General features: G+C 71.8%; 18 protein-coding genes. 2 read left to right on the forward strand and 16 right to left on the reverse strand.

Going from position 1 to position 20,098, the window contains the following annotated elements:
• Positions 1 to 731 (reverse strand): transcription antitermination factor NusB (locus tag B9S58_RS13470; RefSeq protein WP_308457902.1); only part of this gene is annotated, 731 nt, incomplete at its 3' end.
• Between the two features lie 99 nt (positions 732 to 830).
• A complete protein-coding gene (gene fmt, locus B9S58_RS13475) occupies positions 831 to 1,763 on the reverse strand; it encodes a methionyl-tRNA formyltransferase (protein WP_103532357.1) in 933 nt (310 codons plus the stop codon).
• 270 nt (positions 1,764 to 2,033) lie between these two features.
• Here fmt and B9S58_RS13480 point away from each other — a divergent pair, with 270 nt between their 5' ends.
• Positions 2,034 to 2,600 (forward strand): hypothetical protein, encoded by a 567-nt coding sequence (locus B9S58_RS13480; RefSeq protein WP_103532358.1) that lies wholly within the window; start codon positions 2,034 to 2,036, stop codon positions 2,598 to 2,600.
• 92 nt (positions 2,601 to 2,692) lie between these two features.
• Here the strand turns inward: B9S58_RS13480 and B9S58_RS13485 are convergent, their stop codons facing one another.
• The 14 genes from B9S58_RS13485 to pyrR all read right to left on the reverse strand — a co-directional run bounded on the left by B9S58_RS13485 (position 2,693) and on the right by pyrR (position 19,330).
• The gene (locus B9S58_RS13485) at positions 2,693 to 4,837 is read right to left on the reverse strand and encodes a primosomal protein N' (protein ID WP_103532359.1); all 2,145 of its coding nucleotides are present in this window, start codon (positions 4,835 to 4,837) and stop codon (positions 2,693 to 2,695) included.
• 132 nt (positions 4,838 to 4,969) lie between these two features.
• Positions 4,970 to 6,193: a methionine adenosyltransferase gene (metK, locus tag B9S58_RS13490; protein ID WP_103532360.1), complete on the reverse strand. Its 1,224-nt coding sequence runs from the start codon at positions 6,191 to 6,193 to the stop codon at positions 4,970 to 4,972.
• 199 nt (positions 6,194 to 6,392) lie between these two features.
• Complete coding sequence (gene coaBC / locus B9S58_RS13495) at positions 6,393 to 7,637, reverse strand: bifunctional phosphopantothenoylcysteine decarboxylase/phosphopantothenate--cysteine ligase CoaBC (RefSeq protein WP_103532361.1); 1,245 nt, start codon at positions 7,635 to 7,637, stop codon at positions 6,393 to 6,395.
• 148 nt (positions 7,638 to 7,785) lie between these two features.
• Positions 7,786 to 8,058: a DNA-directed RNA polymerase subunit omega gene (gene rpoZ / locus B9S58_RS13500; RefSeq protein WP_003970369.1), complete on the reverse strand. Its 273-nt coding sequence runs from the start codon at positions 8,056 to 8,058 to the stop codon at positions 7,786 to 7,788.
• 61 nt (positions 8,059 to 8,119) lie between these two features.
• A complete protein-coding gene (gene gmk, locus B9S58_RS13505; protein WP_026290991.1) occupies positions 8,120 to 8,713 on the reverse strand; it encodes a guanylate kinase in 594 nt (197 codons plus the stop codon).
• Between the two features lie 38 nt (positions 8,714 to 8,751).
• On the reverse strand, positions 8,752 to 9,075 hold the full coding sequence (locus tag B9S58_RS13510) for an integration host factor (protein WP_103532362.1): 324 nt from the start codon (positions 9,073 to 9,075) through the stop codon (positions 8,752 to 8,754).
• A gap of 255 nt (positions 9,076 to 9,330) precedes the next feature.
• Positions 9,331 to 10,170 (reverse strand): orotidine-5'-phosphate decarboxylase, encoded by an 840-nt coding sequence (gene pyrF / locus B9S58_RS13515; protein ID WP_103532363.1) that lies wholly within the window; start codon positions 10,168 to 10,170, stop codon positions 9,331 to 9,333.
• Positions 10,167 to 11,279: a quinone-dependent dihydroorotate dehydrogenase gene (locus B9S58_RS13520; protein ID WP_103532364.1), complete on the reverse strand. Its 1,113-nt coding sequence runs from the start codon at positions 11,277 to 11,279 to the stop codon at positions 10,167 to 10,169. The genes pyrF and B9S58_RS13520 overlap by 4 nt, the downstream gene beginning before the upstream one ends.
• An 84-nt stretch (positions 11,280 to 11,363) precedes the next feature.
• Positions 11,364 to 14,672, reverse strand: a complete 3,309-nt coding sequence (carB, locus tag B9S58_RS13525; protein WP_103532365.1) for a carbamoyl-phosphate synthase large subunit — start codon at positions 14,670 to 14,672, stop codon at positions 11,364 to 11,366.
• A complete protein-coding gene (gene carA / locus B9S58_RS13530; RefSeq protein ID WP_103532366.1) occupies positions 14,665 to 15,804 on the reverse strand; it encodes a glutamine-hydrolyzing carbamoyl-phosphate synthase small subunit in 1,140 nt (379 codons plus the stop codon). The genes carB and carA overlap by 8 nt, the downstream gene beginning before the upstream one ends.
• Positions 15,801 to 16,382 carry a hypothetical protein gene (locus B9S58_RS13535; protein WP_103532367.1) on the reverse strand — a complete coding sequence of 194 codons (582 nt, stop codon included), beginning with the start codon at positions 16,380 to 16,382 and terminating at the stop codon, positions 15,801 to 15,803. The genes carA and B9S58_RS13535 overlap by 4 nt, the downstream gene beginning before the upstream one ends.
• A complete protein-coding gene (locus tag B9S58_RS13540) occupies positions 16,379 to 17,665 on the reverse strand; it encodes a dihydroorotase (protein ID WP_103532368.1) in 1,287 nt (428 codons plus the stop codon). Before B9S58_RS13540 ends, B9S58_RS13535 begins: the two co-directional genes overlap by 4 nt.
• A 2-nt stretch (positions 17,666 to 17,667) precedes the next feature.
• The gene (locus B9S58_RS13545) at positions 17,668 to 18,651 is read right to left on the reverse strand and encodes an aspartate carbamoyltransferase catalytic subunit (protein ID WP_103532369.1); all 984 of its coding nucleotides are present in this window, start codon (positions 18,649 to 18,651) and stop codon (positions 17,668 to 17,670) included.
• 94 nt (positions 18,652 to 18,745) lie between these two features.
• Positions 18,746 to 19,330 (reverse strand): bifunctional pyr operon transcriptional regulator/uracil phosphoribosyltransferase PyrR, encoded by a 585-nt coding sequence (pyrR, locus tag B9S58_RS13550; RefSeq protein ID WP_103532370.1) that lies wholly within the window; start codon positions 19,328 to 19,330, stop codon positions 18,746 to 18,748.
• Positions 19,331 to 19,552: 222 nt separating this feature from the next.
• Between pyrR and bldD the strand changes: the two genes are divergently transcribed.
• Complete coding sequence (gene bldD / locus B9S58_RS13555) at positions 19,553 to 20,053, forward strand: transcriptional regulator BldD (RefSeq protein ID WP_003970358.1); 501 nt, start codon at positions 19,553 to 19,555, stop codon at positions 20,051 to 20,053.
• Positions 20,054 to 20,098 lie beyond the last annotated feature (45 nt).

Here is a 20,098-nt window from a genome sequence, read left to right on the forward strand (position 1 = left end):
TCGGCCATCCGGACGGCGTACGGGGACCAGCGGCCCGGCAGGGAGTTGTCCTCGCCCAGGGCCTCGGCCAGCTCGTCGGTGGTGGAGCGGCCGGGACGGGCCGCCAGCGTCACCTCCGGCCGCTCGTTGTCGGCTTCGAGGAGGTCCTCGATGCCCGCCCGGCCGCCGCCCAGCGCGTCCCAGAGGGCGGAGACGATCCAGCGGGGGTGGGAGTGCACGACGGACAGATGGTCCTCGGCGTCCTCGTCGTACGCGGGGGCGACCTTCTCCACCCAGCCGTCGAGGTCGTGCGCGGTGACCTTGCGCAGCACCGCGTTGACGAACTTCGCGCGCCCCTCCCCCAGCACCACCCGGGCCAGCTCCACACTCGCGGAGACGGCCGCGTGGGTGGGGATACGGGTGCCGAGCAGCTGGTGGACGCCCATGTTCAGGACGTCGAGGACCGGCGGGTCGACCTCGCGCAGCGGCCGGTCGATGCAGGCAGCCACGATCGCGTCGTACGTGCCCTGGCGGCGCAGCGTCCCATAGACCAGCTCGGTCGCCAGCGCCGCGTCCCGGCTGTCGAAGTCACCCTTGGCGCGGGCCTTCTTCAGCAGCGGGGGCAGCACGAGGTTGGCGTACGCGTCACGCTCGTCGACGGCCCGGAGCGCCTCGAAGGCGAGGAACCGGACCGGGTCCTTCTGCGGACGGCGATGCGGCTTGGCGGGACGGCGACGCGGCTGGTCGTTCACGTGAAAGGTGCTCCGCTGATGGTGAGAGGTGCGAACCCTCCCAGCGTACGTCGCTCCCCCCGGGCAGCCGAACGGCAGCCCGGACCCCCGGGACGCCCCCTACGGGCCGAGCAGCTCGCCGTGGACGATGCGGACGCCGCGCGCCCAGTCGGCGGCCTTCATCGGCTTCTTGCCCTGCGGCTGGACCCAGAGCAGCTCGACCGCGTGCGATCCGGTGCCCACGTACACGTTGTTCTTCGCGGCCGACAGCTCACCGGGGGCCAGGTCGGTGCGGTCCAGGACCGGCGTGGCCTGGATCAGCTTGAGCCGCTCGCCGCGGAACAGGGTCCAGGCGCCGGGGGCCGGGGTGCAGCCGCGCACCACCCGGTCGACCCGCAGGGCGGGCGCGGACCACTGGACCTGGGCGTCCTCGACGGTGATCTTCGGGGCCGGGGTGACGCCGTCCTGGGGCTGGGGCACGGCGTGCAGCGTGCCGTCCTCGATGCCGTCCATGGTGGCGGCGAGCAGTCCGGCGCCGGCGAAGGCGAGCCGGGTGAGCAGGTCGCCGCTGGTGTCGGTGGGGCGGACCTCCTCGGTGAGGACGCCGTAGACCGGGCCGGAGTCCAGGCCCTCCTCGATCAGGAAGGTCGACGCGCCGGTCACCTCGTCCCCGGCCATCACCGCGTGCTGGACCGGCGCCGCGCCCCGCCAGGCGGGCAGCAGCGAGAAGTGCAGGTTGACCCAGCCCCGGGCGGGCACGTCGAGGGCGACCCTGGGCAGCAGCGCCCCGTAGGCGACGACCGGGCAGCAGTCCGGGGCGATCTCGCGCAGCCGGGCGAGGAACTCCTCGTCCCGGGGCTTCGCGGGCTTGAGCACCTCGATCCCGGCCTCCTGGGCCCGCTCGGCCACCGGGCTCGCGACGAGTCGGCGGCCCCGGCCGGCGGGGGCGTCGGGACGGGTCACGACGGCGGCCACCTCATGGCGGTCGGAGGCGATCAGGGCGTCCAGGGCGGGGACGGCGACTTCGGGGGTGCCGGCGAAGACGAGCTTCATGGGTGGCTGACTGCCTCTCGGGCCAAGACGTGCGGTGACGAGCAGCACACCAGTCTAGGGCCTGCCGTTTGGATCAGGGCCGGTCAGCCCGGGTCGGACGGGCGCCGACCCGGGGGGCGTACGCGCGCCGTGCACGCCCCGTGCATATGCACATACGCCCCGATAGCGTGACCACATACCCGGCTCGGGCGTTGGTCAAAGGAGATTGACCGAAGCGGGCCGCCCCGATGCGGCCCGATCCCTTTCAACGCCGGTTCGAGAGGCTTCTTCATGGCCGACCACGCAACGCACGACGCCCAAGCGCGGGCCAGTCTGCATCTTCTGGTGCGGGACATCGAGCGGGTCAGGCGGCAGGTGGACGCGCTGCGCACCCTCACCGCCCAGCTGGGCAACGTCTACCGTCCGCGCCGCTCCGGCCCCTCCGCGGGGTTCGTCGTCTACGGCAGGGCCCCGGCCCCCACCGTCCGCCTCGCGCAGGAACTGCGGGACAGCGTCGAGACCCTGGTCACGGCGGCGGTGGACTTCGACCGCTCGCTGGGCTTCTCCTGGGACGCGGTGGGCTCCGCCCTCGGTGTCACCAAGCAGGCCGTGCACCGCCGTTACGGGACGCGGCGGGCCACTCCGCAGTCCGCCGCCGAGACGGGCGGCGAGACGACGGCCGTTCCGCGTCCCGTGCCCGTCGGCACCGGCCTGGCCGGGTCCTCCGCCGGAGGGTCCGGCTCCCCGGTGCCCTCCGTCCCGGCGGCCCGCTCGATGCCGCCGCAGCCGTCGGCGGCCCAGCAGCCGGTCCGCGAGGAGCTGCGTCCCGGAGCCTTCCCGGGCCCCCGCAACGGCTGACGAACGCCGCCCCTCTGCCCCACCGTGCCGGTCGCACGGCGGGGCAGTCCCCTGTCCGGGCCCCTGGCGGGCACGTCCTCTCCCGGGGGGGCTCAGCCGATATCGGGCGGGTCGATCCTGATGCGTATCGGGTCGGTCGCCCCCTTGGCCGTACGGGCCGCGAGCGCCGTCTTCAGGGCGCGGGCAAGCGCCGCCCCACGGCCCGGCACCACCCGGATCAGGGCGCGCTCCCAGGTCTCGCCCGGCGGGGCGTCCCCCGGCCGGCGGGGCCTGCCCGGCTCGGCCGACGGGACCGGCACCGGACCCAGGATCTCGGCCTCCGGCGGCAGCCCGGCGGTCCGGAGGAACGCTGCGAGGGTCTCGGCCCGGCCGGTCGCCGAGGCCATCCGGGAGACCGGCGGGAAGCCCAGCTCGGCCCGCTCCGCCAGCTCCCGCCGGGCGAATCCCGCCGGGTCCCAGCGGACCAGCGCCTGCACCGCACGCTCCGTCGGCTCGGCCACGATCACCACCGTGCCGCCCTCGTCCTGCCCCCGCACCAGCGCCCCCGCCGCCGTCCACCGGCGCAGCGCCTCCTCCCCCGCCCGGAGATCGGGCCGGCCGAGCATGGCCCAGCCGTCCAGGAGCAGAGCCGCCGCATAGCCGCCCTCGGCGACGGGCTCCGCACCGGGGGTGGAGACGACCAGCGCCGGGGCGTCGGGCACCGCGTCCAGGATGTGGTCGCGCCCCGAGGTGCGGACGGGCACGGCGGGGAAGGCCCGGCCCAGCTCCTCCGCGGTGCGGCGGGCGCCGACGATCCGGGCGCGCAGCCGGGTGGAGCCGCACTCCGCGCAGTGCCAGGCCCGCTCGGCCCGCCCGCACCAGGCGCAGTTCAGATCCTGCTGGTCCGGGGCCTGGAGGGGACCCGCGCAGTGCCGGCAACGGACGGGCGCCCGGCAGCGTTCGCAGGCGAGGCGGGGGGCGTAACCCCGGCGGGGCACCTGGACCAGCACCGGACCGCTGCGCAGGCCGTCGCGCACGGTCTGCCAGGCGAGGCTGGGCAGCCGGGCGGAACGGGCCGCGCCGTCCCGGGCCAGCTCGCCGTCCCCGACCGTACGGATGAGGGGCGCGGCCCGGCGCAGCCGCTCGCGGTCCGCGAGGAGCGGCAGCGCCCAGCCGCTCTCCACGAGCTGGGCGGCCTCGACCGTGCAGCTGGTCCCGCCGAGCAGGAAGCCGCAGCGGCCCTGTGCCGCCCGCAGTTCCAGGACCTCGCGGACATGCGGGAAGGGGGCGTTGTCGTCGCTGTGGCTGGAGTCCCCGTCGTCCCAGACGACGACGAGCCCGAGGTCCTGGACGGGGGCGAACATGGCGGCCCGGGTCCCCACGACCGCTCGCACCGAGCCCCGGCGCACGGCGAGCCACTGGCGGTAGCGCTTCTCGGGGCCGGAGTCGGCGGTCAGCAGGGCGTGCCGGCCCGCGCCGAGCGCCTCGGTCAGGGCCGCGTCGACCCGTCCGGCGGCCCGCCCGTCGGGCACCACGACGAGCGCGCCGCGCCCGGAGGAGAGCGCCGCCGCGACGGCCCCCGCGATCTCGGCGGGCCAGTGCGGACCGGGCAGGGCGGTCCACACGGCGCGCGGCGCAGCGCCCTCGGCCAGTGCGCGCAGGAAGGCCGGGCCCTGGGCGTACCGCTCCCAGGTGCCCGGCTCGGGGGCCGGGGGCGGGGGCAGTGGTTCCGGGGAGGGCTTGGACTCGGCGCGGCCGTTGCGCGGCGGGACGGCGAGCTGGAGGACGTCGGCGAGGCTGCCCGCGTACCGGTCGGCGACGGCGCGGCAGAGGGCGAGCAGCTCGCGCCCGAGGACCGGCTCCGGGGAGACCACGGAGGCGATGGCGGCGAGTGCTCCCTGGTAGTCGGAGTCGGCGCGGCGCTCGACGATGAAGCCGTCGATCAGCCCGCCGCCCTCGCGGCGCCCGCCCTGGACGTTGCGCTCTCCTGCCCCGAACCGGACCCGCACCCGGACGCCGGGCTGAGCCTCGGCGTCCAGCTCCTCGGGGACCGCGTAGTCGAAGTACTGGTCGAGGTGGAGGACGCCCTTGTTGACCAGGACGCGGGCGACGGGCAGTTCCCCGGCGAGCGCGGCACCGCGCCAGGTCCGCGGCTTGGCGCGCGGCACCTTCGCCCGGCGCACGGTCTCCCGGATCAGCGCAAGCTGCTCCGGCACCCCGGCGCCGGGTTCGGCGGACTGCTCGTTCTCGCTGCTCACAGCTGAATTCCTACCAGAGACCACTGACAGCGGCGGGGGCACAGCAGTGGGGCCCGGCCACCGCGTTCCGTGTCCGGGCCCCGCTGTCGTACTCGATGGCGCCTGCCCGGCTGTCGTGCGCGGGCGGGTTCGCTACAGCCCGGCGGCGGCGCGCAGGGCGTCCACGCGGTCGGTGCGCTCCCAGGTGAAGTCGGGCAGCTCCCGGCCGAAGTGGCCGTAGGCGGCGGTCTGGGCGTAGATCGGGCGGAGCAGGTCGAGGTCGCGGATGATCGCGGCCGGGCGGAGGTCGAAGACCTCGGCGATCGCGTTCTCGATCTTCTCGGTGTCGACCGCGGCGGTGCCGAAGGTCTCCACGAACAGACCGACGGGCTCGGCCTTGCCGATCGCGTAGGCGACCTGGACCTCGCAGCGCGCGGCGAGACCGGCGGCCACCACGTTCTTGGCGACCCAGCGCATCGCGTACGCGGCGGAGCGGTCGACCTTGGACGGGTCCTTGCCCGAGAAGGCGCCGCCGCCGTGGCGGGCCATGCCGCCGTACGTGTCGATGATGATCTTGCGGCCGGTGAGGCCCGCGTCGCCCATCGGGCCGCCGATCTCGAAGCGGCCGGTCGGGTTCACCAGGAGGCGGTAGCCCTCGGTGTCCAGCTTGATGCCGTCCTCGACGAGCTGCGCGAGGACGTGCTCGACGACGAACTCGCGGATGTCGGGCGCGAGCAGCGAGTCCAGGTCGATGTCGGAGGCGTGCTGCGAGGAGACGACCACCGTGTCGAGCCGGACCGCCTTGTCACCGTCGTACTCGATGGTGACCTGGGTCTTGCCGTCGGGGCGCAGGTAGGGGATGGTCCCGTTCTTGCGCACCTCGGACAGCCGCCGGGAGAGGCGGTGGGCGACGTGGATCGGGAGCGGCATCAGCTCCGGGGTCTCGTCGCAGGCGTACCCGAACATCAGGCCCTGGTCGCCCGCGCCCTGCTTGTCGAGCTCGTCGACCTCTCCACCCGCGGCGGCACCCCCGACCCGATTCTCGTACGCGGTGTCGACGCCCTGTGCGATGTCCGGCGACTGGGCGCCGATCGACACCGAGACGCCACAGGAAGCACCGTCGAAGCCCTTTTTGGAGGAGTCGTAGCCGATCTCCAGAACCTTGTTGCGCACGAGGTTGGGAATGTCGGCGTAGGCCTTGGTGGTGACCTCGCCCGCGACATGCACCAGACCAGTGGTGATCAAGGTCTCGACGGCGACGCGCGAGGCGGGGTCCTCGCGCAGGAGCGCGTCGAGAATCGTGTCGCTGATCTGGTCAGCGATCTTGTCGGGGTGACCCTCGGTGACGGATTCCGAGGTGAAGAGACGGCGGGACACATCGCTCCCTGGGGTTGCAGCGGCTGCTGGCTGATCATGGGTGGCACGTCCGAGAGCTGCGCTCGGCGCGTACCGTCGGCCAGTTTATCGCTCGCATCCGGCTGCCGGGCCAGGTGTCTCGCCCTTTGGGAGGTTCGTGACATGCGCCACGCTGGGCGCCAGTAGGACAATCCCCCCTCCCCGGCCGTCATTTTGGGCCTTATGGGGCAACTTCGCTCGCCCGGAGGGTTGATTGGGAAATCGGCTGAAACCTTACGGAAACCAGATCCCAGACCGTGTCGGCAAGCGCTTCCTTGGGTCCGTACGGCACGGGCGTCTCCTGGCCGTCGGCGGCGAGGACGACCGCTTCGTTCTCCTCCGAGCCGAAGGTCCTGCGCTCCCCCACCTCGTTGACGACGAGGAGGTCGCAGCCCTTGCGGCGGAGCTTCGCACGACCGTTGGCCAGCACGTTGTCGGTCTCGGCGGCGAATCCGACGACGATCTGGTCCGGCCGGGCCCGTTCGGCGGAGACCTCGGCGAGGATGTCGGGGTTGCGGACCAGGGTGAGCTCGGGCGCCTCCTCCCCGTCCTTCTTCTTGATCTTGCCGGAGACGTATGCGGCAGGACGGAAGTCGGCCACCGCGGCCGCCATCACCACGACATCCGCGTCGGGGGCGGTCTTCAGCACGGCCTCACGCAGCTGGACGGCCGTGCCGACCCGCAGTACGTCGGCCCCGGCCGGGTCGGGCAGCCCGGTGTTGGCCTCGATCAGGGTGACCCGGGCCCCCCGGGCCACCGCGGTGCGCGCCAGCGCGTAGCCCTGCTTGCCGGAGGAGCGGTTGCCCAGGAAGCGCACCGGGTCGAGCGGCTCGCGCGTGCCGCCCGCGCTGATCACCACATGGCGGCCCGCGAGGTCGGGCTCGGTGACCCCGCGCGCCAGCGTCCGGCGGCAGACCTCGAAGATCTCGCCCGGATCGGGGAGCCGGCCCTTGCCCGTGTCGACGCCGGTGAGCCGCCCGACGGCGGGCTCGATGACGACGGCGCCCCGGCGACGCAGGGTGGCGACGTTCTCCTGGGTGGCCGGGTGCTCCCACATCTCGGTGTGCATGGCGGGGGCGAAGACCACCGGACAGCGGGCGGTCAGGAGCGTGTTGGTGAGCAGGTCGTCGGCGAGCCCGTGGGCGGCCTTGGCCAGCATGTCCGCAGTCGCCGGGGCGACCACCACGAGGTCGGCGCCCTGCCCGATCCGCACGTGCGGGACCTCGTGGACGTCCTGCCAGACCTCGTCGGACACGGAGTGGCCGGAGAGCGCCGACCAGGTGGCGGCCCCCACGAAGTGCAGCGACGCGGCGGTCGGGACGACCCGTACGTCGTGGCCGGACTCGGTCAACCGGCGCAGCAGCTCGCACGCCTTGTAGGCGGCGATGCCCCCGCTGACCCCCAGGACCACCTTCGGCTTGTCCACTGCGTCTCCCCGCACTCGGCAACGTAACGGCAACATGTGGGTCCCATGCTGCCTCACCGCACGGAGGGCGTTCATCCGGCCCCGGACACACCTCAGGCCCGGCGGACGGGCCGCCGGGCCTGGAGTGAAGGTGCCGGGTGCTCCTGCGTTACTGCGCGGGGCCCTCGATGGCCTCGGAGGTCAGCAGGCCCGCGTTGATCTCGCGGAGTGCGATCGAGAGCGGCTTCTCGTGCACGTGGGTGTCGACGAGCGGACCGACGTACTCGAGGAGGCCTTCACCGAGCTGCGAGTAGTACGCGTTGATCTGGCGGGCGCGCTTGGCCGCGTAGATCACCAGGCTGTACTTCGAGTCGGTGGCTTCGAGGAGCTCATCAATCGGCGGGTTGATGATGCCCTCGGGCGTGGTGATGGAAGAGGACACTCTCTGCCTTCCGAAGGGGGTTTAGATCAAAGATCAAAGAGATCTGAGCGATCGCAGAGATCTAGGCCTGAAGCATCAACGTTAGCAGCTCACGCGCCACGTCCTCGACGGAGGTGTTGACGAGCGTCGTATCGAACTCGGCCTCGGCCGCCAGTTCGATCTTCGCGGCGGCGAGCCGGCGCTCGATGACCTCGGGCGCCTCGGTGCCCCGGCCGGTGAGCCGGCGCACCAGCTCCTCCCAGCTCGGCGGGGCCAGGAAGACCAGCCGCGCGTCGGACATCGACTGGCGGACCAGCCGGGCGCCCTGGAGGTCGATCTCCAGCAGGACCGGCTCACCGGCCTCCAGGCGGTCCAGCACGGCGCGGCGGGGCGTGCCGTAGCGGTTGCCCGCGAACTCGGCCCACTCCAGCAGTTCACCGTTGGCGACGAGCTTGTCGAACTCCTCGTCGTCCACGAAGAAGTAGTGGACACCGTTGCGCTCCCCGGGGCGCGGCTTGCGCGTCGTCGCCGACACGGAGAGCCAGACCTCGGGGTGCACGGTGCGCATATGAGCGACGACCGTGCTCTTGCCGACGCCCGAAGGGCCGGAGAGCACGGTCAGCCGCGGACGTACGTCCGGGGGTACGGGGGACGTCCCCCGGGATGTTGCAGCCATGGGGCGATTATCCAGGTTCTCAGGAGTGCCTGAGAACGTCAGGCGCCGCTGACGCCGAACTCACGCTCCAGGGATGCGATCTGATTGGTGCCAAGCCCCCTGACCCGGCGGCTCTCGGAGATGCCGAGACGCTCCATGATCTGCTTGGCGCGGACCTTGCCGACGCCCGGCAGGGATTCCAGCAGTGCGGAGACCTTCATCTTCCCGATGACGTCGTTCTCCTGGCCCTGCTTGATGACCTCGTGGAGGGAGGCGCCGGAGTGCTTGAGTCGATTCTTGACCTCGGCCCGCTCCCGGCGAGCCGCGGCGGCCTTTTCGAGCGCGGCTGCGCGCTGTTCAGGGGTAAGGGGCGGAAGAGCCACGCCTACGTCACCTCGGATGTCGATCTGTCGGATACGGACCGGCGGGGAAGCTGGACGCCTCCCGCCAGGTGAGCGGAGAACACACTGTGCTCGGCCGCTCTCGACGGAGACTAGCGGCAAGGGCCGCTGTAGTCAGCGAGAACAGACGAAAAGTCCTGGTCAGCTGTGGCCGACCAGGATTTTCCCGACATATCGACCGGGTTTCCGGTCAGTAACACGTCAGTAATTCGTCAACACGCTGTAAACGTGTCAGGGTCAGCTTCCGGATACGGCGCCGCGGACCTCGTCCGCGAACCGTTCGGCCGCTTCGCACAGCCCGGACACGTCCGGGCCGTGGCGCAGCACGCCCCGGCTCACGCTGGGGACCACGTTGCCCACCGCGTCGCCGAACACCGCCGGCAGATCCGCCGGGGTCGCGCCCTGGGCGCCGATGCCGGGGGCGAGGAGCGGCCCGTTGATCGCCAGGTTCACCCCCGCGTCGCCGAGCGTCGCACCGACCACCGCGCCGACCGAGCCGAGCGGGGCCGCCCCGGCGTTCTCGGCGGCCATGTGGTCGAGCATCAGCTGGGCGAGCGAGCGGCCGTCGGCGGCCGTGGCCCGCTGGACCTCGGCGCCCTCCGGGTTGGAGGTGAGGGCGAGGACGAAGACGCCCGCGCCGGAGACGGCGGCCGCGTCCAGCGCCGGGCGCAGCGAGCCGAAGCCCAGGTACGGGGAGAGCGTCACCGCGTCCGAGAAGAGCGGCGAGTCCTTGTCCAGGTAGGTCGCCGCGTAGGCGGCCATGGTGGAGCCGATGTCGCCGCGCTTGGCGTCCATCAGGACGAGCGCGCCGGCTGCCCGCGCCTCCTCCACGGCCTTCTCCAGGACGGCGACGCCCCGCGATCCGAAGCGCTCGAAGAACGCGGACTGCGGCTTGAGGACGGCGACCCGGTCGGCCAGCGCCTCCACGACGGTCCGGGTGAAGCGCTCCAGACCGGCGATGTCGTCGTTCAGGCCCCAGGAGGCGAGCAGCGAGGCGTGCGGGTCGATGCCGACGCAGAGCGGCCCGCGTGTGTCCATGGCGTGGCGCAGGCGGGCGCCGAAGGGTTCGGGCGTCACAGGGCGGCCTTCTTCCGGGTCTCGGCGCCGACGGCCTCGGCGAGGGTGGCGTACGGGGAGGCGGCGAGCCGGGCGGCGAGGCCCTGGTGGATCGCGCGGGCGTAGAAGGGGCCTTCGTAGATGAAGGCGCTGTAGCCCTGGACGAGGGTGGCCCCGGCGAGGATCCGCTGCCAGGCGTCCTCGGCGTTCTCGACGCCCCCGACGCCCACCAGGGTGATCCGGTCCCCCACACGGGCGTACAGGCGGCTCAGGACCGCCAGCGAGCGCTCCTTGAGGGGTGCGCCGGAGAGTCCGCCGGTCTCTCCCACCAGGGCGGGGTCGGACTTCAGGCCCAGGTCCTCGCGGGCGATGGTGGTGTTGGTGGCGATGATGCCGTCCAGGCCCAGCTCCACGGCGAGGTCGGCGACGGCGTCGACGTCCTCGTCGGCGAGGTCCGGGGCGATCTTGACGAGCAGCGGGACCCGCCGGGTGGTGACGGTGCGGTCGGCGGCCTCGCGTACGGCGGTGAGCAGCGGGCGCAGCGACTCGGTGGCCTGGAGGTCGCGCAGGCCGGGGGTGTTGGGCGAGGAGACGTTGACGACCAGGTAGTCGGCGTGACCGGCGAGGGCCTCGGTGGACTTCACGTAGTCGGCGGCGGCCTCGGCCTCGGGCACGACCTTGGTCTTGCCGATGTTGACGCCGACCGTGGTGCGGAAGACCGGGTTACGGGATGCGAGTCGGGCGGCGACGGCGGCGGAGCCCTCGTTGTTGAAGCCCATGCGGTTGATCAGCGCCCGGTCCGCGACGAGCCGGAAGAGGCGCTTCTTGGGGTTGCCGGGCTGCGGTTCGCCGGTGACGGTGCCGATCTCGATGTGGTCGAAACCGAGCATCGCCATGCCGTCGATCGCGACGGCGTTCTTGTCGAAGCCGGCGGCGAGCCCGAAGGGACCGTGCATCCGCAGGCCGAGGGCCTCGGTCCGCAGTTCCTTCAAGCGGGGGGCGAGGGCCGCGGCGGCGAAGGTGCGCAGAACGGGGATCCGGGCGGCGAGACGGATCCAGCGGAAGGCGGCGTAGTGGGCCTGCTCGGGGTCCATCCGCTGGAAGGCCAGCCGGAAGAAGAGCTTGTACATGGAGAGATGTCCTTGGTGCTCGGTGGGCTCGACGGGGCTCGCAAAGAGGGGGACACCGTTTCCGGTGTCCCCCTCTCCGGGCGGCTAGTCGCGCGCCGCTGTCAGATGCTCCGCGTGCTCCTGGAGGGAGCGGACCCCGACGTCGCCGTGGTTGAGGGCGTCGATGCCCTGGACGGCGGCGGCGAGCGCCTGGACCGTGGTCAGGCACGGTACGGAACGGGCGACGGCCGCGGTGCGGATCTCGTAGCCGTCGAGCCGGCCGCCGGTGCCGTACGGCGTGTTGACGATGAGGTCGACCTCGCCGTCGTGGATGAGCTGGACGATGGTCTTCTCGCCGTTCGGGCCGGTGCCCTCGGACTGCTTGCGCACGACGGTGGCGTTGATGCCGTTGCGCTTGAGGACCTCGGCGGTGCCGGAGGTGGCCATCAGCTCGAAGCCGTGGGCGACCAGCTCGCGCGCCGGGAAGATCATCGAACGCTTGTCCCGGTTGGCGACCGAGATGAACGCGCGGCCCGTGGTGGGCAGCGGCCCGTAGGCGCCGGCCTGCGACTTGGCGTACGCCGTGCCGAAGACCGAGTCGATGCCCATGACCTCGCCGGTGGAACGCATCTCCGGGCCGAGGACGGTGTCGACGCCCCGGCCGTGGATGTCGCGGAAACGCGACCACGGCATCACGGCCTCCTTGACGGAGATCGGCGCGTCCAGCGGCAGGGTGCCGCCGTCGCCGGTCCTCGGCAGCAGGCCCTCCGCGCGCAGCTCGGCGATGGTCGCGCCGAGCGAGATGCGGGCGGCGGCCTTGGCGAGCGGGACCGCGGTCGCCTTCGAGGTGAAGGGGACCGTGCGGGAGGCACGCGGGTTGGCCTCCAGGACGTAGAGGATGTCACCGGAGAGCGCGAACTGGATGTTGATCAGTCCGAGCACGCCGACGCCCTTGGCGATGCCCTCGGTGGAGGCGCGCAGCCGCTTGATGTCGAAGCCGCCGAGGGTGATCGGGGGCAGGGCGCAGGCCGAGTCGCCGGAGTGGATGCCGGCTTCCTCGATGTGCTCCATGACGCCGCCGAGGTAGAGCTCGGTGCCGTCGTAGAGGGCGTCCACGTCGATCTCGATGGCGTCGTCGAGGAAGCGGTCGACCAGGACCGGCCGGGTGGGGCTGATCTCGGTGGACTCGGAGATGTACGAGGCCAGGCGCGTCTCGTCGTACACGATCTCCATACCGCGCCCGCCGAGCACGTAGCTCGGGCGGACCAGGACCGGGTAGCCGATCTCGTCGGCGATGGCCTTGGCCTCGCCGAAGGTGGTGGCGGTGCCGTGCTTGGGCGCGGGCAGTCCGGCCTCGGCCAGGACCCGGCCGAAGGCGCCGCGGTCCTCGGCGGCGTGGATGGCCTCCGGGGAGGTGCCGACGACGGGCACGCCGTTGTCCTTGAGCGCCTGCGCGAGGCCCAGCGGGGTCTGGCCGCCGAGCTGCACGATGACACCGGCGATCGGACCCGCCAGCGATTCGGCGTGCACGATCTCCAGGACGTCCTCCAGGGTGAGCGGCTCGAAGTAGAGCCGGTCGGAGGTGTCGTAGTCGGTGGAGACGGTCTCCGGGTTGCAGTTGACCATGACGGTCTCGTAGCCCGCGTCGCTGAGCGCGAAGGAGGCGTGCACGCAGGAGTAGTCGAACTCGATGCCCTGGCCGATGCGGTTGGGGCCCGAGCCGAGGATGATCACGGCCGGCTTGGTGCGGCTCGCGACCTCGCTCTCCTCGTCGTAGGAGGAGTAGAAGTACGGCGTGTTCGCGGCGAACTCGGCGGCGCAGGTGTCGACCGTCTTGTAGACCGGGCGGATGCCGAGCGCGTGCCGGACCTCGCGGACGACGTCCTCGCGCAGCCCACGGATCTCGCCGATCTGGGCGTCGGAGAAGCCGTGCCGCTTGGCCTCGGCGATCAGGTCGGCGTCCAGGCGCTCGGCGGAGGCCAGCTCGTCGGCGATCTCCTTGATCAGGAAGAGCTGGTCGACGAACCAGGGGTCGATCTTCGTGGCGTCGAAGACCTCCTCCTGGGTGGCGCCGGCCCGGATCGCCTGCATGACGGTGTTGATCCGGCCGTCGGTCGGGCGGACCGCTTCCGCGAGCAGCTCGGCCTTGTCGCCGGTCTCGCCGGTGAAGGCGAACTGCGAGCCCTTCTTCTCCAGCGAGCGCAGGGCCTTCTGGAGGGCCTCGGTGAAGTTCCGGCCGATCGCCATGGCCTCGCCCACCGACTTCATGGTGGTGGTGAGGGTGGAGTCGGCGGAGGGGAACTTCTCGAAGGCGAAGCGCGGGGCCTTGACGACGACGTAGTCGAGGGTCGGCTCGAAGGAGGCCGGCGTCTTCTCGGTGATGTCGTTGGGGATCTCGTCCAGGGTGTAGCCGACGGCCAGCTTGGCGGCGATCTTGGCGATCGGGAAGCCGGTGGCCTTGGAGGCGAGCGCCGAGGAGCGGGAGACGCGCGGGTTCATCTCGATGACGATGACCCGGCCGTCGGTGGGATCGATGGCGAACTGGATGTTGCAGCCGCCGGTGTCGACGCCGACCTCGCGGATGATCGCGATACCGACGTCGCGCAGCCGCTGGTACTCGCGGTCGGTGAGCGTCATGGCCGGGGCGACGGTGATCGAGTCGCCGGTGTGGACGCCCATCGGGTCGAAGTTCTCGATGGAGCAGACGACCACGACGTTGTCGTGTTTGTCGCGCATCAGCTCCAGCTCGTACTCCTTCCAGCCGAGGATGGACTCCTCCAGGAGCACCTCGGTGGTCGGGGAGAGCGTGAGGCCCTGTCCGGCGATGCGGCGCAGCTCCTCCTCGTCGTGGGCGAAGCCGGAGCCGGCGCCGCCCATGGTGAAGGAGGGTCGGACGACGACGGGGTAGCCGCCGAGGGTGTCGACGCCGGCGATGACGTCGTCCATGGTGTGGCAGATGACGGAGCGGGCGGACTCGCCGTATCCGATCTTCGCCTTGACGGCCTCGACGACGCCCTTGAACAGGTCGCGGTCCTCGCCCTTGTTGATCGCCTCGACGTTGGCGCCGATGAGTTCGACGCCGTACTTCTCCAGGACACCGTTCTCGTGCATGGAGATCGCGGTGTTCAGCGCGGTCTGGCCGCCGAGGGTGGGCAGGAGCGCGTCGGGGCGCTCCTTGGCGATGATCTTCTCGACGAACTCGGGGGTGATCGGCTCGACGTACGTGGCGTCGGCGATCTCCGGGTCGGTCATGATCGTCGCCGGGTTGGAGTTCACCAGGATGACGCGCAGGCCCTCGGCCTTGAGGACGCGGCAGGCCTGGGTGCCGGAGTAGTCGAACTCGGCGGCCTGGCCGATGACGATCGGGCCGGAGCCGATGACCAGGACGGACTGGATATCGGAGCGCTTAGGCACGCTGGCCCTCCATCAGGGTGGTGAAACGGTCGAAGAGGTACGCGGCGTCGTGCGGGCCCGCGGCCGCCTCGGGGTGGTACTGGACGCTGAAGGCGGGCCGGTCCAGGAGCTTCAGGCCCTCGACCACCTGGTCGTTCAGGCAGACGTGGGAGACCTCGGCGCGGCCGAACTCCGTGTCGGAGACCTGGTCCAGCGGGGCGTCGACGGCGAAGCCGTGGTTGTGGGCGGTGACCTCGACCTTGCCGGTGGTGCGGTCCTGCACCGGCTGGTTGATGCCGCGGTGGCCGTACTTCAGCTTGTAGGTGCCGAAGCCGAGCGCGCGGCCGAGGATCTGGTTGCCGAAGCAGATGCCGAAGAGCGGCGTGGACCGCTCCAGGACGCCCCTCATGAGGGCGACCGGGTGGTCGGCGGTGGACGGGTCGCCGGGGCCGTTGGAGAAGAAGACGCCGTCCGGGTTCACGGCGTACACCTCCTCCAGGGTGGCGGTGGCGGGCAGCACGTGCACCTCGATGCCGCGCTCTGCCATCCGGTGCGGGGTCATGCCCTTGATGCCGAGGTCGATCGCGGCGACGGTGAACTTCTTCGTGCCGATCGCTGGGACGACGTAGGCCTCCTTGGCGGAGACCTCGGTGGAGAGGTCGGCGCCGGTCATCTCGGGGGCCTGGCGGACCTTGGCGAGGAGGGTGCCCTCGTCGGGGATCGCGTTGCCGGAGAAGATCCCGACGCGCATCGCGCCGCGTTCGCGCAGGTGGCGGGTGAGGGCGCGGGTGTCGACGCCGCTGATGCCGACGACGCCCTGCGCCACCAGCTCCTCGTCCAGCGAGCGCTGCGAGCGCCAGCTGGAGGGCTTGCGGGCGGGGTCGCGGACGACGTAGCCGGAGACCCAGATGCGGCCGGACTCGGGGTCCTCGTCGTTGACGCCGGTGTTGCCGACGTGCGGGGCCGTCATGACGACGACCTGGCAGTGGTACGAGGGGTCGGTCAGCGTTTCCTGGTAGCCGGTCATGCCGGTGGAGAACACCGCTTCGCCGAAGGTCTCCCCCACGGCCCCGTAGGCACGGCCGCGGAAGGCGCGACCGTCCTCCAGGACGAGTACGGCGGGGGTCTGGTCCCCCCGGGTGGAGATCGTCATCGTGCGATGCCTTCCGTAGTGGTGCTGGTGAGGTGGTTGACGGCGTCGACCCAGGCCTGGTGCTCGGCGGCGCGGTCGGAGCGGAAGCCGGAGTCGATCAGCGTCTCGCCGTGCGCCCAGGTGATGATCAGCAGGCCGCCCTCGGGGAGGACCTTGCCCGCGAGCGCCTTGTCGAGACGGGCCTCGCGCAGGGCCTCGGCCGGGATGAAGAAGTCGGCCGCTCCGGGGCGTACGACGTCCAGACCGCGGGCGGTGAGCGTGAGCTCGGTACGGCTGCGGGTGCCGAGGCCGTGCGCGACGATCCGGTCGAGCCACTGCCCGGCGGTGGTGGAGGCGTGGTAGCGCCCCTCCAGGGTCAGCAGCCTCTCGTCACCGGCGAAGTCCTCGGGGGTGGCCGGGAGCTCCGGGAGGCCGGACTGGAGGCTGGCGCGCCACTTCCAGCCCTGGCGCATCAGCCAGTAGACGAAGGCGATGAAGACGAACAGGCCGGCCACCCAGGCGATGCGGGCGGCCCAGTCCGTCACTTCCGCCGACTTCTGCTCGGCGGCCAGATGGTACAGGGGGGTCAGAGTTGTCACGCGAGCTTCCCGTCGACGACCGTGGCACGGCCCCGCAGGAAGGTATGGGTGACGCGGCCCGGCAGCTCACGGCCCTCGTAGGGGGTGTTGCGGCTGCGGGACGCGAAGCCCGCGGGGTCCACGGCTCCACGGTATGCCGGATCGACCAGGGTGAGGTTGGCGGGCTCACCCGCCGAGACGGGACGGCCGTGTCCTTCGAGGCGGCCGATGGCCGCGGGACGGAAGGACATCCGGTCGGCGACGCCCGCCCAGTCGATGAGGCTGGTGTCCACCATCGTCTGCTGGACGACCGAGAGCGCGGTCTCCAGGCCCACCATGCCCATGGCGGCCGCGGCCCACTCGCAGTCCTTGTCCTCGTGCGGGTGCGGGGCGTGGTCGGTGGCGACGCAGTCGATCGTGCCGTCGGCGAGCGCCTCGCGCAGGGCCATGACGTCGGCCTCGGTGCGCAGCGGCGGGTTCACCTTGTAGACCGGGTCGTAGCTGCGGACCAGCTCGTCGGTGAGGAGGAGGTGGTGCGGGGTGACCTCGGCGGTGACGTTCCAGCCCTTGGACTTGGCCCAGCGGACGATCTCCACGGAGCCGGCGGTGGACAGGTGGCAGATGTGGACGCGGGAGCCGACGTGGGCGGCGAGGAGGACGTCGCGGGCGATGATCGACTCCTCGGCGACGGCGGGCCAGCCGCCGAGCCCGAGTTCGGCGGAGACGATGCCCTCGTTCATCTGGGCGCCCTCGGTGAGGCGGGGCTCCTGGGCGTGCTGGGCGACGACGCCGTCGAAGGCCTTCACGTACTCCAGGGCGCGGCGCATGATCACCGCGTCGTCGACGCACTTGCCGTCGTCGGAGAAGACCTTCACGCCGGCGGCGGAGTCGTGCATCGCGCCGAGCTCGGCGAGCTGCTTGCCCTCCAGGCCGACGGTGACGGCGCCGATGGGCTGCACGTCGCAGTAGCCGGACTCCTTGCCGAGCCGCCAGACCTGCTCGACGACGCCGGCGGTGTCGGCGACGGGGAAGGTGTTGGCCATGGCGTGCACGGCGGTGAAGCCGCCGACGGCCGCGGCCCTGGTGCCGGTGAGGACGGTCTCGGAGTCCTCGCGGCCGGGCTCGCGCAGATGGGTGTGCAGGTCGACCAGGCCGGGCAGCAGGATCTGCCCCTCGGCCTCGATCACGGTGGCGTCGGCGGCGTCGATGCCGGTGCCCACCTGGGCGATGGTCTCGCCGTCGATCAGGACGTCCTGCGGCTCGCCGCCGAGGATCCGCGCACCGCGGACAATGATCTTGCTCATGGTTACTTGTTCTCCTCGGTACGGGCGGGGGCGGCGGACAGCGCGGTGTCGGAGCCGCCGAGCAGCAGGTAGAGCACGGCCATGCGGATGGAGACGCCGTTGGCGACCTGCTCGACGACCGTGCAGCGGTCGGAGTCGGCGACCTCGGCGGTGATCTCCATGCCGCGGACCATCGGGCCGGGGTGCATGACGATGGCGTGTTCGGGCATCTTCGCCATCCGCTCGCCGTCCAGGCCGTAGCGGCGGGAGTACTCGCGCTCGGTCGGGAAGTACGCGGCGTTCATCCGTTCGCGCTGCACACGCAGCATCATCACCGCATCGGACGTCGCCAGCACGTTGTCGAGGCTGTAGCTGACGTCGCAGGGCCACTTCTCGACGCCCACGGGGACGAGGGTGGGCGGGGCCACCAGGGTGACGTGCGCGCCGAGCGTGGTGAGCAGGTGGACGTTGGAGCGGGCGACGCGGCTGTGCAGGATGTCGCCGACGATCGTGATGCGGCGGCCGTCCAGGTCGCGGCCGAGCGCGTCGGCGCCGACGAGTCGGCGGCGCATCGTGAAGGCGTCCAGCAGGGCCTGGGTGGGGTGTTCGTGGGTGCCGTCCCCGGCGTTGACCACGGCGCCGTCGATCCAGCCGGAGGTGGCGAGCCGGTAGGGGGCGCCGGAGGCTCCGTGCCGGATGACGACGGCGTCGGCGCCCATCGCCTCCAGGGTCAGCGCGGTGTCCTTCAGTGACTCGCCCTTGGAGACGGAGGAGCCCTTGGCGGAGAAGTTGATGACGTCGGCGGACAGCCGCTTGGCGGCCGCCTCGAAGGAGATGCGGGTGCGGGTCGAGTCCTCGAAGAAGAGGTTGACGACGGTACGGCCGCGCAGGGTGGGGAGCTTCTTGATCGGCCGGTCCGCGACCCGGGCCATCTCCTCGGCGGTGTCGAGGATCAGGACGGCGTCGTCGCGGGTGAGGTCGGCGGCCGAGATGAGGTGACGCTTCATCTGGGGGTTCTCCGGGTGGCTGGAGGGAGTTTCAGGCATGCGGGCGCGCAGGAGCGGCCGTACGGCCCCGGAAGGACGTACGGGAGGGCTCGGGCTACTGCGGGTCCGCGGGGGCGGTCTGCTTGACGCCGAGCAGCACGGCGTCGCGGCCGTCCTCCTCGGCGAGCTGGACCTTGACCGTCTCCCGCAGCGACGTGGGGAGGTTCTTGCCGACGTAGTCCGCGCGGATCGGGAGTTCCCGGTGGCCGCGGTCGACGAGGACCGCGAGCTGCACCGCGCGCGGGCGGCCGATGTCGCCGAGCGCGTCGAGGGCGGCGCGGATCGTGCGGCCGGAGAAGAGCACGTCGTCGACCAGGACGACCAGGCTGCCCTCGATCCCCTCGCCGGGGATGTCGGTGCGGGCCAGGGCGCGCGCCGGGCGCATCCGCAGGTCGTCGCGGTACATGGTGATGTCGAGCGATCCGACCGGCGTCTTCCGGCCGGTGATCTGTTCGAGTTTGTCGGCGAGCCGGCGGGCGAGGAAGACGCCCCGCGTCGGGATGCCGAGCAGCACCACGTCGTCGGCGCCCTTGGCGCGTTCGACGATCTCGTGGGCGATACGGGTCAGAACACGGGCGATGTCGGGGGCCTCGAGAACGGGGCGTGCCGCGTTGCCGGTGTCGTCGTGCTGTGCGTCCATAAGAAACGGACCTCCTTCTCCGCCTCACGGGACGGATCGTTAAAGGACGTCGAAATTGCGTCATCCACGCTACCAGGGCTTGCGCTCGGCCCTGGCCCCGCCCCCGGGAGGTGCCGGTCCGGACCATTCGGCTTGACGCATCCAAGTAACGCTGCGTAACCTCACAGTGAGTTACCAGCCACGCGGCGGAGCCGCACACTGTTCCAGCGTCCGGGGAGCCATATGTCCAGCGAATACGCAAAACAGCTCGGGGCCAAACTCCGTGCCATCCGCACCCAGCAGGGCCTTTCCCTCCACGGCGTGGAGGAGAAGTCCCAGGGTCGCTGGAAGGCCGTCGTGGTCGGTTCGTACGAGCGCGGCGACCGTGCCGTGACCGTGCAGCGCCTCGCCGAGCTGGCGGATTTCTACGGGGTTCCGGTGCAGGAGCTGCTGCCCGGCACGACGCCGGGCGGGGCCGCCGAGCCGCCGCCGAAGCTCGTCCTGGACCTGGAGCGCCTCGCCCACGTCCCGCCGGAGAAGGCCGGTCCGCTGCAGCGCTACGCGGCGACCATCCAGAGCCAGCGCGGTGACTACAACGGCAAGGTGCTCTCGATCCGCCAGGACGACCTGCGCACGCTCGCCGTGATCTACGACCAGTCGCCTTCCGTGCTCACGGAGCAGCTCATCAGCTGGGGCGTGCTGGACGCGGACGCGCGCCGCGCTGTCTCCCACGACGAGGGCTGAGCGAGCGGGGCCGGACCCCACAGCAGAAACGTGCCGCCGGGCGGG

The organism is Streptomyces sp. SM11 (assembly GCF_002910905.1).
Lineage (GTDB): Bacteria > Actinomycetota > Actinomycetes > Streptomycetales > Streptomycetaceae > Streptomyces.

Coding starts and splice junctions, on each gene's coding strand:
- fmt (WP_103532357.1), bottom strand. CDS start 1,763: ATGAAGCTCGTCTTCGCCGGCACCCCCGAAGTCGCCGTCCCCGCCCTG.
- B9S58_RS13480 (WP_103532358.1), top strand. CDS start 2,034: ATGGCCGACCACGCAACGCACGACGCCCAAGCGCGGGCCAGTCTGCAT.
- gmk (WP_026290991.1), bottom strand. CDS start 8,713: ATGGCTGCAACATCCCGGGGGACGTCCCCCGTACCCCCGGACGTACGT.
- B9S58_RS13520 (WP_103532364.1), bottom strand. CDS start 11,279: ATGTACAAGCTCTTCTTCCGGCTGGCCTTCCAGCGGATGGACCCCGAG.
- carA (WP_103532366.1), bottom strand. CDS start 15,804: ATGACGATCTCCACCCGGGGGGACCAGACCCCCGCCGTACTCGTCCTG.
- B9S58_RS13540 (WP_103532368.1), bottom strand. CDS start 17,665: ATGAGCAAGATCATTGTCCGCGGTGCGCGGATCCTCGGCGGCGAGCCG.
- B9S58_RS13545 (WP_103532369.1), bottom strand. CDS start 18,651: ATGAAGCGTCACCTCATCTCGGCCGCCGACCTCACCCGCGACGACGCC.
- pyrR (WP_103532370.1), bottom strand. CDS start 19,330: ATGGACGCACAGCACGACGACACCGGCAACGCGGCACGCCCCGTTCTC.
- bldD (WP_003970358.1), top strand. CDS start 19,553: ATGTCCAGCGAATACGCAAAACAGCTCGGGGCCAAACTCCGTGCCATC.